Origin of the sequence: Buchnera aphidicola (Rhopalosiphum maidis) (genome assembly GCF_003671935.1) — a bacterium.
Taxonomy (GTDB): domain Bacteria; phylum Pseudomonadota; class Gammaproteobacteria; order Enterobacterales; family Enterobacteriaceae; genus Buchnera; species Buchnera aphidicola_AL.
Genome location: NZ_CP032759.1, coordinates 134,590 through 149,481 on the forward strand (window position 1 = coordinate 134,590; position 14,892 = coordinate 149,481).

The 14,892-nt window shown below is 25.2% G+C and carries 11 protein-coding genes and 1 tRNA gene; 6 read left to right on the forward strand and 6 right to left on the reverse strand.

The window, feature by feature from the left end:
• Positions 1 to 115: 115 nt before the first annotated feature.
• Positions 116 to 2,011 (reverse strand): tRNA uridine-5-carboxymethylaminomethyl(34) synthesis enzyme MnmG, encoded by a 1,896-nt coding sequence (mnmG, locus tag D8S97_RS00665; RefSeq protein WP_158361001.1) that lies wholly within the window; start codon positions 2,009 to 2,011, stop codon positions 116 to 118.
• A gap of 440 nt (positions 2,012 to 2,451) precedes the next feature.
• On the opposite strand from mnmG, the gene D8S97_RS00670 reads away from it, so the two are divergent.
• Positions 2,452 to 3,045: a YfgM family protein gene (locus tag D8S97_RS00670; RefSeq protein WP_158361002.1), complete on the forward strand. Its 594-nt coding sequence runs from the start codon at positions 2,452 to 2,454 to the stop codon at positions 3,043 to 3,045.
• Between the two features lie 35 nt (positions 3,046 to 3,080).
• Positions 3,081 to 4,442 carry a ribosome biogenesis GTPase Der gene (der, locus tag D8S97_RS00675; RefSeq protein ID WP_158361003.1) on the forward strand — a complete coding sequence of 454 codons (1,362 nt, stop codon included), beginning with the start codon at positions 3,081 to 3,083 and terminating at the stop codon, positions 4,440 to 4,442.
• On the opposite strand, the gene fdx is transcribed toward der, so the two are convergent.
• From fdx to D8S97_RS00700, 5 genes are all read right to left on the reverse strand, one after another.
• On the reverse strand, positions 4,443 to 4,778 hold the full coding sequence (gene fdx, locus D8S97_RS00680; protein WP_158361004.1) for an ISC system 2Fe-2S type ferredoxin: 336 nt from the start codon (positions 4,776 to 4,778) through the stop codon (positions 4,443 to 4,445).
• Positions 4,779 to 4,795: 17 nt separating this feature from the next.
• Positions 4,796 to 6,607: a Fe-S protein assembly chaperone HscA gene (gene hscA / locus D8S97_RS00685; RefSeq protein ID WP_158361005.1), complete on the reverse strand. Its 1,812-nt coding sequence runs from the start codon at positions 6,605 to 6,607 to the stop codon at positions 4,796 to 4,798.
• A 36-nt stretch (positions 6,608 to 6,643) separates the two neighbouring features.
• Positions 6,644 to 7,141 carry a Fe-S protein assembly co-chaperone HscB gene (gene hscB, locus D8S97_RS00690; protein WP_158361006.1) on the reverse strand — a complete coding sequence of 166 codons (498 nt, stop codon included), beginning with the start codon at positions 7,139 to 7,141 and terminating at the stop codon, positions 6,644 to 6,646.
• Positions 7,142 to 7,240: 99 nt separating this feature from the next.
• Complete coding sequence (gene iscU / locus D8S97_RS00695) at positions 7,241 to 7,627, reverse strand: Fe-S cluster assembly scaffold IscU (protein WP_158361007.1); 387 nt, start codon at positions 7,625 to 7,627, stop codon at positions 7,241 to 7,243.
• Positions 7,628 to 7,664: 37 nt separating this feature from the next.
• Positions 7,665 to 8,879 carry an IscS subfamily cysteine desulfurase gene (locus tag D8S97_RS00700; protein WP_158361008.1) on the reverse strand — a complete coding sequence of 405 codons (1,215 nt, stop codon included), beginning with the start codon at positions 8,877 to 8,879 and terminating at the stop codon, positions 7,665 to 7,667.
• Between the two features lie 176 nt (positions 8,880 to 9,055).
• Between D8S97_RS00700 and D8S97_RS00705 the strand changes: the two genes are divergently transcribed.
• The 4 genes from D8S97_RS00705 (at position 9,056) to rep (ending at position 14,775) form a co-directional block, all read left to right on the forward strand.
• Positions 9,056 to 9,132, forward strand: a tRNA-Trp gene (locus D8S97_RS00705).
• Positions 9,133 to 9,335: 203 nt separating this feature from the next.
• Complete coding sequence (gene ilvD / locus D8S97_RS00710; protein ID WP_158361009.1) at positions 9,336 to 11,189, forward strand: dihydroxy-acid dehydratase; 1,854 nt, start codon at positions 9,336 to 9,338, stop codon at positions 11,187 to 11,189.
• A gap of 67 nt (positions 11,190 to 11,256) precedes the next feature.
• On the forward strand, positions 11,257 to 12,732 hold the full coding sequence (ilvC, locus tag D8S97_RS00715; RefSeq protein ID WP_158361010.1) for a ketol-acid reductoisomerase: 1,476 nt from the start codon (positions 11,257 to 11,259) through the stop codon (positions 12,730 to 12,732).
• A 78-nt stretch (positions 12,733 to 12,810) separates the two neighbouring features.
• Positions 12,811 to 14,775: a DNA helicase Rep gene (rep, locus tag D8S97_RS00720; RefSeq protein ID WP_158361011.1), complete on the forward strand. Its 1,965-nt coding sequence runs from the start codon at positions 12,811 to 12,813 to the stop codon at positions 14,773 to 14,775.
• Positions 14,776 to 14,892 lie beyond the last annotated feature (117 nt).

Sequence of the window (14,892 nt, forward strand, 5' to 3'; positions counted from 1 at the left end):
TAAAAATAAAAAAAACGAAATAAAGTAACTAATTTTAAAAATACTAAATTAATAAATAAAATCAAGAAAAATATTATATATTTAAAATTAATTAAAAAGTGAAAAAGACAATTTATCATAATACATGATTTTTATAATATTCTTTTTTTAAATGTATTAATAAAATAGATATAGTTGCTGGTGTTATACCAGAAATACGCGACGCTTGACCAACGGAAACCGGTTTATAATCATTTAATTTTGAAGCAGCTTCATGAGATAAACCTTTGATTTTATTATAATCATAGGTAGGTAGCAAGGGAGTATTTTCATTTTTTAAATGTCTATTTATTTCTTCTAACTGTCTTTTAATATAACCTTCATATTTAATTTGATTTTCTATTTGATCTGCTGCTTCTAAATCAGAAATACCTGTTTCGAATGCTTTTAAAAAATTTAAATTTTTATATGTAATTTCTGGACGTTTTAACAAATTTAAAATATTTACTTTTTTAGTTAAAACAATATTAAATAAATTACTTAAAATATCAGCATCAGAAGATTCAGGATATAATTCTATTTTTTTTAAACGATTAGTTTCATTATGAATATTCAATATTTTTTCATTATAACGAACCCATCTTGAATTATCTACTAATCCTAATTTATAAGCAATTTTAGTTAAACGTAAATCAGCATTATCTTCTCTCAAAGTTAACCTATATTCAGCTCTTGAAGTAAACATTCGATAAGGTTCTTTGGCACCTTGAGTAGTTAAATCATCAATAAGAACACCTAAATAAGCTTGATCACGTCTAGGGAACCATTGTTTACAATCTTTTGCATTTAAAGCTGCATTCAACCCTGCTAGAAGTCCTTGAGAAGCAGCTTCTTCATATCCAGTAGTACCGTTAATTTGACCGGCTAAAAAAAGACCTTTAATCCATTTACTTTCTAGAGTAAGATTTAAATCCTTAGGATCAAAAAAATCATATTCTACAGCATAACCAGGAGTAATAATTTTAGATTTTTCTAAACCTTTTATAGATTTTACTATCTCTTTTTGCACATCCAAAGGTAAACTAGTTGAAATACCATTAGGATATATTTTAATACTAGTTAATCCTTCTGGTTCTAAAAAAATTTGATGAGATTTCCTATCAGGAAAACGTATAATTTTATCTTCAATTGAAGGACAATATCGAGGACCTAAACCTTTAATTATACCTGTATATATAGGACTCTTGTCTAAATTATTACGTATTATTTCATGTGTTTTTTCATTGGTATGTGTAAGAAAACATGGTATTTGAAGAGGATGATTAGAAACATGTCCCATAAATGAAAAAACAGGAGTAGGAATATCACTATGCTGAACAAATAAATTTTCAAAGTTAATTGTATTAATGTCAATCCGAGGTGGTGTTCCAGTTTTTAATCTATTTACACGAAGAGGTAAATCTCTTAAACGAAGAGCTAAATCTATGGATGCTTTTTCTCCTTTTCTTCCAGAAGAATAACTGTTCAACCCTATGTGTATTTTCCCTCCTAAAAAAGTACCTGTAGACAATACAACTGATTTAGAATAAAAACTTATGTTACTTTGAGTTAAAACGCCTATAACTTGATAATTTTTAACAATTAAATCTTTTACTTCTTCTCCTAAAATTAATAAATTAACTTCTTTGTTTAATAAATTTTTTATATTTTGACAATAAAGTATTCTATCAGCTTGAGCTCTAGTAGACCTCACAGCAGGACCTTTTTTAGAATTTAAAATTCTAAATTGAATCCCTGAATAATCAATAGCTCTAGCCATCAAACCACCTAAAGCATCTATTTCTTTTACCAAATGGCTCTTTCCTATTCCTCCAATTGCTGGATTACAAGATAATACACCTATGTCATCAATTTTTTGAGTTAATAATAATGTTTTACAACCTATCCTTGCAGAGGCTGCCGCAGCTTCAGTACCAGCATGTCCTCCACCAATAACAATAACATCAAAATTTTTTAAATACGACTTCAACATACAAAAGACCCTTTAAAATATTCAAATTATTCTATACAGTATTAATATTTTAATCAAGATAACACATAATAAATATTCAAAATAAAATATTACAAACAAAAATAATTAAAGATTGTTTTTCTGTTTTTAAAAATAAAAAAAAAAAGAATAATACTTATTATTAGTAAACATAAAATCTGTGGATAAGTCACGTGTGATATTGATAATCAAAGAAGTTCTTGAACTAACTAACTGTGTACAATTAGTGTTTTTCATACGAATAACTTTTTTTATATGTTATAATTTTAATCAAAATTAAACAAAAATTTACTCTAAAAAAAGTTACTATTGCATTCATGATTATTTTTTTTATAAATTAATAAAAAACTATCTACTAATAACAAAAAATTTTAAATTATATATCGTTAAAAAATAAAAAACTAAAATAAGGAAAAATAGAAATGCATTTAAATAAGATGAAAAAATTAACTATATTAAATAAAAAAACATATTTAATGATATTTCTTCTGGTTTTTCTTATTTTTTTTGTTGTTTTGTTTAAAAAACCGAAAGAAAAAAAAATAAATTCACAAGAATTCAGATACGAAGAAATTATAAAAAAAATAAATGCAAAAAAAAATCAAGATTTAAGTACAATTGAAAAATTTATTATAGAAAACAAAAATATTTATGGAACTTTATCTTCTCTTTTTTTAGCAAAAGAATATATTTTAGATAATAATTTAGATAAAGCTTTTATCCAATTAAACAATAGCTTAAAATATACAAAAGAAGAAAATTTAAAAAATATACTGAAATTAAGAATGGCAAGAATAAAAATTCAACAAAATAAAAATCAAGATGCAATGAAAATACTAGAAAAAATAAAAGACGATAGTTGGATAAGTATAGTAGAAAACATAAAAGGTGATATTTTTATGAAAAATAAAGACATTAAAAAAGCAAAATTAGCGTGGGAAAAAAGTAAATATTTTCAACAATCTAATGCATCTAAAGAAATGATTAATATGAAAATTAATCAAATAAAAAAATAAATGCAAAATTTAAAATAAAAAAATGGATACTTAAAATGTTACCTATCATTGTATTAATTGGACGTACTAATGTAGGAAAATCTACTTTGTTTAATATATTGAGTAGAACTAGAAAAGCACTAGTTGCTGACTATCCCGGACTTACTAAAGACAGAAATTATGGATCTTGTTACTTAACAGAAAATAAAAAAATAATTATAGTAGATACAGCAGGACTCGACTTTAAATTACAAAAAATAGAAAAAAAAAGTCATGAACAAACTTTAAAAGCTATTCAAGAATGCGATGGAATTTTATTTTTAGTAGATGCTCGTGATGGAATCATGCCACAAGAATATGAAATTGCTGAAGAAATAAGAAAATATCAAAAAAAAACAATATTAGTAATTAATAAAGTAGATGGCATTAAAGAAGATTCTAAAATTAATGAATTTTATTCTTTAGGATTTAAAGAAAATATAAAAATTTCTGCAAGTCATAACCAAGGAATTAATAGTCTTATTTCAAAGTATTTAACTCCTTGGATTACAAAAAAATTTAAAGAAACAAACCTAGAAAAAAACAGTCAAGAACATTCCATAAGAGAAAAAATTTCCGTAACAGTTGCATGTATAGGAAAACCAAATGTTGGAAAATCAACGTTGATTAATTCAATAATCATGAAAAAAAGAATGATTACTTCTAAAACACCTGGTACAACAGTAGATACTGTGTCAGTACCTATTAAATACAACAATAAAAATTATATTTTTATAGATACTGCAGGAACATCTAAAAAAAAATCTAAAAAAAATAAAATAGAAAAATTTTCTACAATTAAAACATTGCAAACGATTGAAAAATCAGATTTAACTTTACTCGTAATAGACGCAAAAAATGAAATATCTAATCAAGATTTATTATTAGCGAACTTTGTTGAAGAATCCGGAAAACCATTAATTATTGTAATTAATAAATGTGATTTATTAAAATTATCAGAAAAAAAGAATTTACAGAATTTGATTAAATATCAATTAAAATATTATTTCTTTTCAAGAATACATTTTATATCAGCGCTTTATAATGAAGGAACATTTGAACTTTTTCAATCTATTGATATGTCTTATAATTCTTCTAAAAGAAAAATACAAACTTCAGAGCTCATGAAAATCATGCATACAGCAATAAAAAAACACCACCCTCCAATGATAAATGGACGACGAATAAAACTAAAATATGTCCATCTAGGAAGCTCTAATCCAGTTAAAATTATTATACATGGTAATCAAGTAAAAAATTTATCTTTATCTTATAAAAAATACCTAAAAAATTTCTTTTACGAAACACTGAAAATGAATGGAATACCAATAAAAATACAATTTAAAGAAACTATTAATCCATATATTTCAAAAAAATAACTAATTTTCTATTGTATAATTCGTATTATATAAGGGAATTTGTACTTCTATGTCACTAGTACCAATAACTGCTTGACAACTCAATCGACTCGTAGATTCTAAACCCCAAGCTTTATCTAATACATCTTCTTCTTTTTCAGACCATCCTGAAAGAGAACGAAAACCTTTTGTTATAATACAATGACACGTACTACAAGCACACGATTTTTCACAAGCATGTTCTAATTTAATGTTATTTTTTAATGCAACATTTAAAATAGTTTCACCTTCTTTAGATTCAAAACATCCACCTTTAGGCAATAAAAATTTATGAGGTAAAAAATATATTTTAGGCATTATATAATCTCTTCTAATCAATTTTTAATTGAAGAAAAATCAATAGTTTTTTTTAATCGTAATGAAAAAAAATTTTTACTAACTTCTTCTAACTTTTTTAAATTTAATTTCATAGAAAAAAAATCATCGTCATCTATAGATTTTTGCAATTTAATTTGTTTTGATCTTATTTTTTTTAATTCTTCTGAAGTAATTAGGTGTTTGTCTTCTTGTAAAGCATTGTTTAAAATATCTAAAATATATTTAGATTCAATTTTTTTTTCTTTTTTAACCCTGAGATAATAATCATCCTTGGCGTACATAGTAGATTCTTTAATTATATTATTAATATTTTTATTTTTTAAAAAAACAATATTTTCAATTTGAACTTTTTTTTGTTTATGGCTAGCTTTTTCTAAAGCTTGTACACTAATTAAACCATCAGCATCTACTTCAAAAGTAACTAAAATACGAACCATACCAGCCTTTTTAGAAGGAATATTTTTTAAAACAAATCTTGAAAGAGAAATACAATCTTTTACTAATTCTCTTTCTCCTTGTAATACATGAATAAGAATAGAACTTTGATTATCTTTAGAAGTCGTAAATTCTTTCGTCTTAGAAATAGGTATAGGAGTATTACGCAAAATAATTTTTTCAACAAACCCGCCCATAACTTCAATACCCAAAGAAAGAGGTATCACATCAAGTAAAATTGTTCTTTTTTGAAAAGTATTTTGAACAAGCATACCTGATTGCATTGCAGCTCCTATTGCAACAACCTGGTCAGGATTTATAGAAATTAAAGGTGGTCTTCGAAAAAATTTTTTTACTTCCTCGTATACTAATGGAACACGTGTTGATCCACCAACCATAATAACTTCTTTAATATGCTCTACTTTAAGATCAATTTCTTTAAGAATATTAGAACAAATAAATAAAGTTTTTCTAATTAAATTTTTAATAATTAAATTGAATTCATCACGATAAATAACACCATTCCAATTAAAAAAATTTATTTCTACTTTCTCATATTGAGTAAGTTTTATCTTTATTTCTTTCGCTTTTTTAAGCAACAAAGATTGAAAAAAGATATTGCATTTATTTGGAAAATTTAATTTTTTATAAATATAATTAGCTAAGCAAGTATCGAAATCATCTCCTCCTAAATTTGAATCACCAGCTGTTCCTAAAACTTCAAATATTCCTTTATTTAACTTTAATATAGAAACATCAAAAGTACCACCTCCTAAATCGTAAACCACAACGAGACCTTGTTTATCTAATTGTAAACCATAAGCAACAGCAGCAGAAGTTGGTTCATTTAATAATCTAATTAAATTAATTTTTGCTGAAATAGCAGCTTTCTTTATAGATTCTTTTTGAAGATTATCAAAATAGGCAGGAACAGTAATTACTGTTGCATCTATTTTTTGATTAAAAAATTCACATGCTTTTTCCTTTAAAAATTTTAATATTTCGCTAGCAACATCAATAGGAGTAACTAATCCAGCATTTGTATGAAATAAAACCCCTCCATCTTTATTCTCTTCTATAACGTATGGTAAAATAGGAAATTCTTTTTTTATAAAATCAATAGAACGACCAATTAAACGTTTCACTGACGTAATTGTATTTATTGGATCTTCAACGATTTTTTTTTCTGCTTCCCAGCCAATTAATGGTTTGCTTTTATTAAAATTTACAATTGATGGTAATAAAAAGCGTTTCTTATTATCTGTTAATAAAATAGTACGTTCATTTTGTATACTAGCTAAAAGAGAATAAGTAGTTCCAAAATCAATACCTAAAATTAATTTTTTTTTAACTTTATTTTTTGAAAAAAACATGTAGAAAATCCTAATTTATCTAACTTAGATAAGTTATTATTGTTTCTTTAAACGAGTTTGTATTTTTTTAAAAAATAGAAGTTCAGTTATTAATCGAATAACGTCATTCCATTTTTTTTCGTCAAATTTAATTTCAATTGTTTTTTCATAATTTTTTATTATATTTTTTATTTTTTTAAAAAAAATTTCAATTTGAACTTCATCACAATTGTTTTCTGTTAAAAAATCTAATTCTTCATATAAAAAAAAATATTTTTTTAAAAAATCTTTATCTTCACACAAAAACTTTTCTTTACTAATTTTAAAACCATTTAAGGAAAGTAAATATATACCTCTCTTTAATGAATCTTGTAAAATCTTATACCCTTTATTAATTTCAATTGATTTTTGTAAAACAATTTTCTTTTCAAATTCAGAACAATGTATGAATAAATCTGGATGAAATTTTAATTGTAACTTATAAAAGGCTTCAGAAAGTAAAGATTTATTAATTCTATATTTTTTCGGTAAATTAAATAATGTAAAATAATCCATAAACCACCTAAGTTACACTATATTTCAAAAATTTATAATGCATAATTAAATGTTGAAAGAACATTTTCTTTCAACATTTTAATTAAAAAAAATTAAAAGTTAGTTTTTATTTCTTTTACTTTTATAATCTGAAATAGCAGCTTTAATAGCATCTTCTGCTAAAATAGAACAATGTATTTTTACTGGCGGTAATTCTAATTCTTCAACTATATTAGTATTTTTAATCGCTTCTGCTTCTTTTATAGATTTACCTTTAATCCATTCTGTAACTAAAGAGCTAGAAGCTATTGCAGAACCGCAACCATAAGTTTTAAAACAAGCATCTTCAATGATACCCTTATTATTAACTTTAATTTGTAATTTCATTACATCACCGCAAGCAGGGGCTCCTACCAATCCACTTCCTACGTTAGAATCAGAATTAGAGAATGATCCGACATTACGTGGATTTTCATAATGATCCATAACTTTTTTACTATAAGCCATTTTTCAATTACCTTCTTATCTGTTTAATTTAATTACTTTAACTATGATCCCATTCTATACTGTTTAAATCAACTCCTGATTTAAACATTTCCCATAAAGGTGAAAGAGCACGCAATCTATGAATTGATTTATGTACTGACTTTATTGTATGTTGAATTTCTTCTTTCGTTGTAAATCTTCCAATTGAAAATCGAATAGAACTATGTGCTAATTCATCTTTAATTCCTAAAGCTCTTAAAACATAAGAAGGTTCTAAACTTGAAGAAGTACATGCAGAACCAGAAGAAATAGCTAAATCTTTAAGTGCCATAATTAGTGATTCACCTTCAATGTAATTAAAACTAACATTTAAAATATGAGGTGCACCTTGTTTTAAATCACTATTTAAATAAACCTCTTCAATATTTTTAATACCATTCCAAAGATCGTTTCTTAAATTGGTTAAATGAATAAAATCATCATTTATTTTCTTTCTAGCTAACTTAAAAGCTTCACCCATTCCAACAATTTGATGAACCGGTAAAGTTCCTGCACGCATTCCTCTTTCATGACCTCCTCCATGTGATAATGCTAATAAACGTACACGTGGTTTTCGACGAACGTATAAACCTCCAATGCCCTTAGGTCCATATATTTTATGAGCTGAAAAAGACATTAGATCCACAAATAAATTTTTTAGATTAATAGCTATTTTTCCTACACTTTGAGTGGCGTCAACATGAAAAAAAACATCATGAGATCTGCAAATTTTAGATATATTGGTAATGTCTTGTATAATCCCAGTTTCATTATTTACATGCATTATTGAAACCAGTATAGTATTTTTGTTTATATTTTTTTTTAAATCATTTAAATCAATGATGCCGTTATTTTTAGGTGTAAGATAAGTTACAGAAAAACCTACACTTTCCAAATATCTACATGCATCTAATACAGATTTATGCTCTGTTTTACTCGTAATAATATGATTACCCTTTTTTTTATGGAAAAAAGCTATACCTTTAATAGCTAAATTATTTGCTTCAGTCGCACCAGAGGTAAAAATAATTTCTCGAGAATCTGAGCCAATTAACTCTGATATTTCATTACGAGCAATGTCAATGACTTCTTCAGCTTCCCAACCAAATTTATGCGAACGAGAAGCAGGGTTTCCAAATATTCCATCTATTGTTAAATAATTCATCATTTTTTTTGCAACTTTAAATTCTACTGGTGTAGTAGCTGCATAATCTAAATAAATTGGAGTTTTCACTAAGTTGTTCACCTTATATAATTATTGTAAAAAAACTAAAAAAAATAATATTGTATTATTTTAACAAACATTTAAAAATAAAAGTAAATACAAATTAAAAGTAAAAATATATAATATACAAACTAGACTTTTAACTTAATTAGGAATATAATTGTTTTTAAAATTTAAATATCATTAGGGGTGTAGTTCAATTTGGTAGAGCATCGGTCTCCAAAACCGAAAGTTGTAGGTTCAAGTCCTTCCACCCCTGCCAAAAATCTCACTCATTTTTTTTTAAAAAAACTTAATCTTATTAAATCAAAGAAAAACAATATCAACTGATTATCATATTTTTTTTATGATATATAATTCCTTTTTTTAAAAATAAAAAAAAATCTTTAAAAATTTAAAAAAATATACCTTTTTTAAAAAAATCCTAAAAAATAATAAGAAATATTTCTAGGAGTAATTTATAAAATGCCTAAATATCGTTCATTTACAACTACACATGGAAGGAATATGTCTGGAGCAAGATCTTTATGGCGTGCTACAGGTATGACAGATGAAGACTTTAAAAAACCTATTATTGCAATAGTAAATTCATTTTCTCAATTTGTACCAGGACACATTCATTTGCAAGAAGTCGGTAAAATAATTTCTAAAGAAATAAAAAAATACGGTGGTGTTCCAAAAGAATTTAATACTATTGCTATAGATGACGGAATAGCAATGGGTCATTCAGGAATGTTATATTCTTTACCATCTCGTGAATTAATTGCAGATTCTATAGAATATGTAATTAACGCACATTGTGTTGATGCAATTATATGTGTTTCAAATTGTGATAAAATAACTCCGGCAATGTTTATGGCTGCATTACGTTTAAATATACCATCAGTCTTTGTTTCAGGTGGACCAATGGAAGCAGGTAAAATAAACAGAAAAGATAAAATAGAAAAAATTGATTTAGTTGATGCCATAATACATGGAGGAAATCCTAATCAATCAGATGATTTTTTAAGAAAAGTGGAGCTTTCAGCTTGTCCTACCTGTGGTTCTTGTTCAGGTATGTTTACAGCAAACTCTATGAATTGTTTAATAGAAGCTATAGGTTTAGCTTTACCTGGAAATGGAACACTATTAGCAACGCATATTGATCGTAAAAAATTATTTAAGAAAGCAGCAGAAACTGTTGTTAAAATTACACAAGATTATTATCTTAATAATAATAAAGACATTTTACCACGAAATATAGCAAATAAAGAATCTTTTGAAAATGCTATGGCTCTAGATATTGCGATGGGAGGTTCTACTAATACTATTCTACATTTATTAGCTGCAGCTTATGAAGGCAATATTGATTTTAAAATGTCAGACATTAACACACTTTCAAAAAAAATTCCTCACATTTGCAAAGTTGCTCCAAGTACTAATTTATATCATGTAGAAGATGTACATCGAGCAGGTGGTGTAATGAGAATTTTAGGAGAACTAAATCGTTCTAATTTATTGAATAAAAAAACAAAAAATATATTAGGATTAAATTTAGAAGAAACATTAAAAAAATATGACATTTTATCTGCAAAAAACAAAAATATAATAAAGATGTTTCATGCAGGACCAGGTGGTACTCGTACAGTAAAACCTTTTTCTCAAAATTACAGATGGGATAAATTAGACAACGATCGTGTTAATGGATGTATTCGTTCATACGATAATGCCTATAGCAAAAATGGTGGTTTATCTGTTTTATATGGAAATTTAGCAAAAAATGGATGTATAATAAAAACAGCGAGCATAGACAAAAAAAATTATATTTTTTCTGGATTTGCTAAGGTATATGAAAGTCAAGAAGAAGCTGTTACTGCTATTTTATCAGGAAAAATAATTTCTGGTGATGTTGTAGTTATTCGTTATGAAGGTCCTAAAGGTGGACCAGGTATGCAAGAAATGCTATATCCGACAACATATTTGAAATCTATGAATTTAGATAAAGAATGCGCATTAATCACTGACGGGCGATTTTCTGGTGGAACATCTGGTTTATCTATAGGTCATATATCACCTGAAGCAGCAAATAAAGGTATTATAGCTGTAGTAAAAAATGGTGATAATATTCAAATTAATATTGAAAAAAAAACAATTCATTTAAATATTACAGAAAAAGAATTAAATCTTCGTATTATTAAAGAAAACCTAAAAGGTTCTAAAGCATATAAACCCCTAAATCGAATAAGAAATGTTTCTTTTGCTCTGCGTGCTTATGCACATTTTGCTTCTAGTGCAGATACAGGTGCAATAAGAAACAAAAAGAAATTATTCAATTTTTAAAAAATAAAAATTTGTCATTAATAATGGTAAATATTAAATAAATTTTAAAGACTTAGGAATTACTGAAATGAATTATTTTAATAAATTATCTTTTCGTAAAAAAATTAATGAAATTAAGAAATGTCGTTTTATGAAGAGAAACGAATTTAAAAATGAAAACGAAATTTTAAAAAATAAAAAAATAGTTATTGTAGGTTGTGGATCACAAGGTTTAAATCAGGGTTTAAATATGAGAGATTCTGGATTAAATGTTTCTTTTGCACTTAAAAAAAAGAGCATTTTAAAAAAAAATACTTCCTGGTTAAACGCTACTAAAAATAATTTTGAAGTTAACGATTATGATTCATTAATACCAAATGCGGACCTAGTTATTAATTTAACACCGGATAAACAACATGAAAATGTTGTAAAAGAATTGCAAAAATTAATGAAAAAAGATTCATTTTTAGGTTATTCACATGGATTTAATATTGTAGAATGTGGTGAAGTTATACGAAAAGACATAACAGTGATTATGGTCGCACCAAAATGTCCTGGAACAGAAGTTCGAGAAGAGTTCAAAAGAGGATTTGGAGTACCTACATTAATTGCAGTTCATGATGAAAATGATCCTAATAAAATCGGATTAGAAATTGCGAAAGCATGGGCTTTTTCAACAGGTGGACATCGTGCTGGAGTATTAGAATCCTCATTTGTAGCTGAAGTAAAATCAGATTTAATGGGAGAACAAACAATTTTATGCGGAATGCTGCAAACAGCGTCTTTAATATGTTACGAAAAATTAATTAAAGATGAATATGATCCTTCTTATGCAGCAAAATTAATACAATATGGTTGGGAGACAATTACAGAATCTCTTAAACATGGAGGTATTACGTTAATGATGGACAGACTCTCTAATCCATCAAAAATAAGAGCATATAAAATATCTAATGCAATAAAAAAGATATTATCACCTTTATTTAAAAAACATATGGATGATATTATTTCAGGTGATTTTTCTAAAGAAATGATGATAGATTGGCATAATAATGATAAAAAACTATTAAATTGGCGCGAAAATACAAAAAACACATCTTTTGAAAAAAATACTCTTTCTTATTCAAAAAAAATATCAGAACAAGATTATTACGATCATGGAACACTAATGGTAGCTATATTGAAATCAGGTATTGAATTAGCTTTTGAAACCATGATTAATACAGGTATCATAAGTGAATCAGCTTATTACGAATCTTTACATGAACTACCATTAATTGCAAACACGATTGCAAGAAAAAAATTATATGAAATGAATATAGTGATTTCAGATACAGCAGAATATGGAAGTTATCTATTTTCAGAATCAGCATATCCTATTTTAAAAAAATTTATTATTAATCTTGAAAGAAATGACTTAGGATCTTCGTTAAATAAAACAAAAATAAACAATGTTGAATTATATAAAATTAACGAAAAAATTCGTAATCATCCAATTGAAATTGTTGGAAAAAAATTAAGAAAATATATGAAAGAAATGAAATCAATTTGTGTTGAAAAATAAAATCCAAATTTACCAAATTGTAATTTTTTTAAGAATTTTAAAAAACCAATTATTTAATTAATCTAAAATTATCATTTTATGCCTCTTAATTTTAATCAAAGAAATGCTATAGAACTTATTAATGGTCCCTGCTTAATATTAGCAGGGGCTGGTTCAGGAAAAACAAAAGTTATTATCAATAAAATTATTTATTTAATAAATTATTGTCAATGTAAACCCGGAAATATTATCGCTGTTACGTTTACTAATAAAGCTGCTCATGAAATAAAAGTTCGTCTTGCAAAAAATTTAAATTATTTGCAAATAAAAAAAATGATTATTTCTACTTTTCATTCACTTGGATTAGAAATTATTAAAAAAGAAATTAATGCATTGGAATTTGATTCTAATTTTTCTTTATTTGATGAAAAAGATCAAATGATTTTATTAAAGAAAATATGCAATAAAAATATAAAAAATAACACAAAATTATTAAAAAAATTAGTATTCATGATTTCTTTTTGGAAAAATAAATTTCTTACTCCTTTACAAGTACAGTTATCAGCACAATCAAATTTAGAAAAAGATTTCGGATACTTGTATGAAGAATATAACTCTTATTTACGCAAATCAAATATATTAGATTTTGACGATTTAATTTGCATACCAACAACTTTATTGAAAAACAATCAAATTATACAAAATCGCTGGCAAAAAAAAATTTCTTATCTATTAGTAGATGAATATCAAGATACAAATAATAGTCAGTACGAATTAATAAAAATGCTTACTAATATAAATTCAAATTTTACTTTAGTAGGAGATGATGATCAATCAATATATTCATGGAGAGGTGCCAAACCGCAAAATATTTTTCTATTAAAAGAAGATTTTCCCAATTTAAAAGTCATAAAAATGGAACAAAATTATCGTTCTTATGGAAGAATACTTAAAGCAGCAAATAAGTTAATCTCAAATAATTTACATTATTTTAAAAAAAATTTATTTTCTACTCTAGAATATGGTAAAAAAATAAAGGTTATAATTGGACAAAATGAAGAAATCGAAGCAGAAAAAATAGCAGATAAAATAATTAATCAATGTTCGGATAACATAATACAATACAAAGATTATGCCATACTATATCGTGGAAATTATCAATCTCAAATTCTTGAAAAAACTTTATTAAAAAAAAATATCCCCTATGATATTTCTAGCAGTTCATCATTTTTTTCTCGTCCTGAAATAAAAGATTTATTAAGTTATCTTCGTTTAATTGTTAATCCAAACGATAACTATGCATTTATAAGAATTCTAAATATTCCTCATCGTAAAATTGGATTAACTACACTAAACAAATTAGAAGAACTATCTATTAAAAAAAATAAAAGTCTTTTCGAAATAAGCAACGATATAGAAATAAAAAAAATTTTAAGAGAAACAACAATAAAAAAAATAAAAAATTTTATTTCTTGGGTAAATAACATAATTGCATTATCGCATCTTAAACCAGATGATGTTTTAGATAATATTATTAATGATACTAAATATGAATTATGGTTAACTAAAACTTTAAAAGAACCTAAAAAAATTCAAAAAAGTATAAATAATATTTACACTTTATCAAATTGGTTAAAAGACATGTTAAAAGGAAATGAATTTGAAAAACCAATGAATCTATTACAAATTGTTAAAAAAATGACTTTACGAGATGTTTTAGAAAAAAAAATAAAAAAAAATCAAGTTCAAAAAAATCGAGTACAATTGATGACATTACATTCATCTAAAGGACTAGAATTTTCTTCAGTTTTTATAATTGGTATGAATGAAGGTATTTTACCTAATATAAAAAGTATTAATAATGATAATATTGAAGAGGAAAGAAGACTAACTTATGTAGGTATGACAAGAGCAAAAAAAGAATTATTCTTTACATATTGTCAAACTAGAATTCAATATGGACAAAAATTAAATACACTTCCTAGTAGATTTTTATTTGAGTTGCCTCAGGAGGATTTACAGTGGGATAAAGATATTTATTTTCATAAATTTTATAAAAAATAAAAAAAATATAAAGATAAAAAATTTAAAAAAGATACCAAAAAAAAATATCTAATTTCAAATAATTAAAATTATTTAATTTTAGTTTAAATCAATTCTCAAAAATGATATTATATTAAG

Bases quoted from the DNA above. Each gene is read 5' to 3' on its own strand.
- mnmG (WP_158361001.1), bottom strand. From the start codon at position 2,011: ATGTTGAAGTCGTATTTAAAAAATTTTGATGTTATTGTTATTGGTGGA.
- D8S97_RS00670 (WP_158361002.1), top strand. From the start codon at position 2,452: ATGCATTTAAATAAGATGAAAAAATTAACTATATTAAATAAAAAAACA.
- der (WP_158361003.1), top strand. From the start codon at position 3,081: ATGTTACCTATCATTGTATTAATTGGACGTACTAATGTAGGAAAATCT.
- fdx (WP_158361004.1), bottom strand. From the start codon at position 4,778: ATGCCTAAAATATATTTTTTACCTCATAAATTTTTATTGCCTAAAGGT.
- hscA (WP_158361005.1), bottom strand. From the start codon at position 6,607: ATGTTTTTTTCAAAAAATAAAGTTAAAAAAAAATTAATTTTAGGTATT.
- hscB (WP_158361006.1), bottom strand. From the start codon at position 7,141: ATGGATTATTTTACATTATTTAATTTACCGAAAAAATATAGAATTAAT.
- iscU (WP_158361007.1), bottom strand. From the start codon at position 7,627: ATGGCTTATAGTAAAAAAGTTATGGATCATTATGAAAATCCACGTAAT.
- ilvD (WP_158361009.1), top strand. From the start codon at position 9,336: ATGCCTAAATATCGTTCATTTACAACTACACATGGAAGGAATATGTCT.
- ilvC (WP_158361010.1), top strand. From the start codon at position 11,257: ATGAATTATTTTAATAAATTATCTTTTCGTAAAAAAATTAATGAAATT.
- rep (WP_158361011.1), top strand. From the start codon at position 12,811: ATGCCTCTTAATTTTAATCAAAGAAATGCTATAGAACTTATTAATGGT.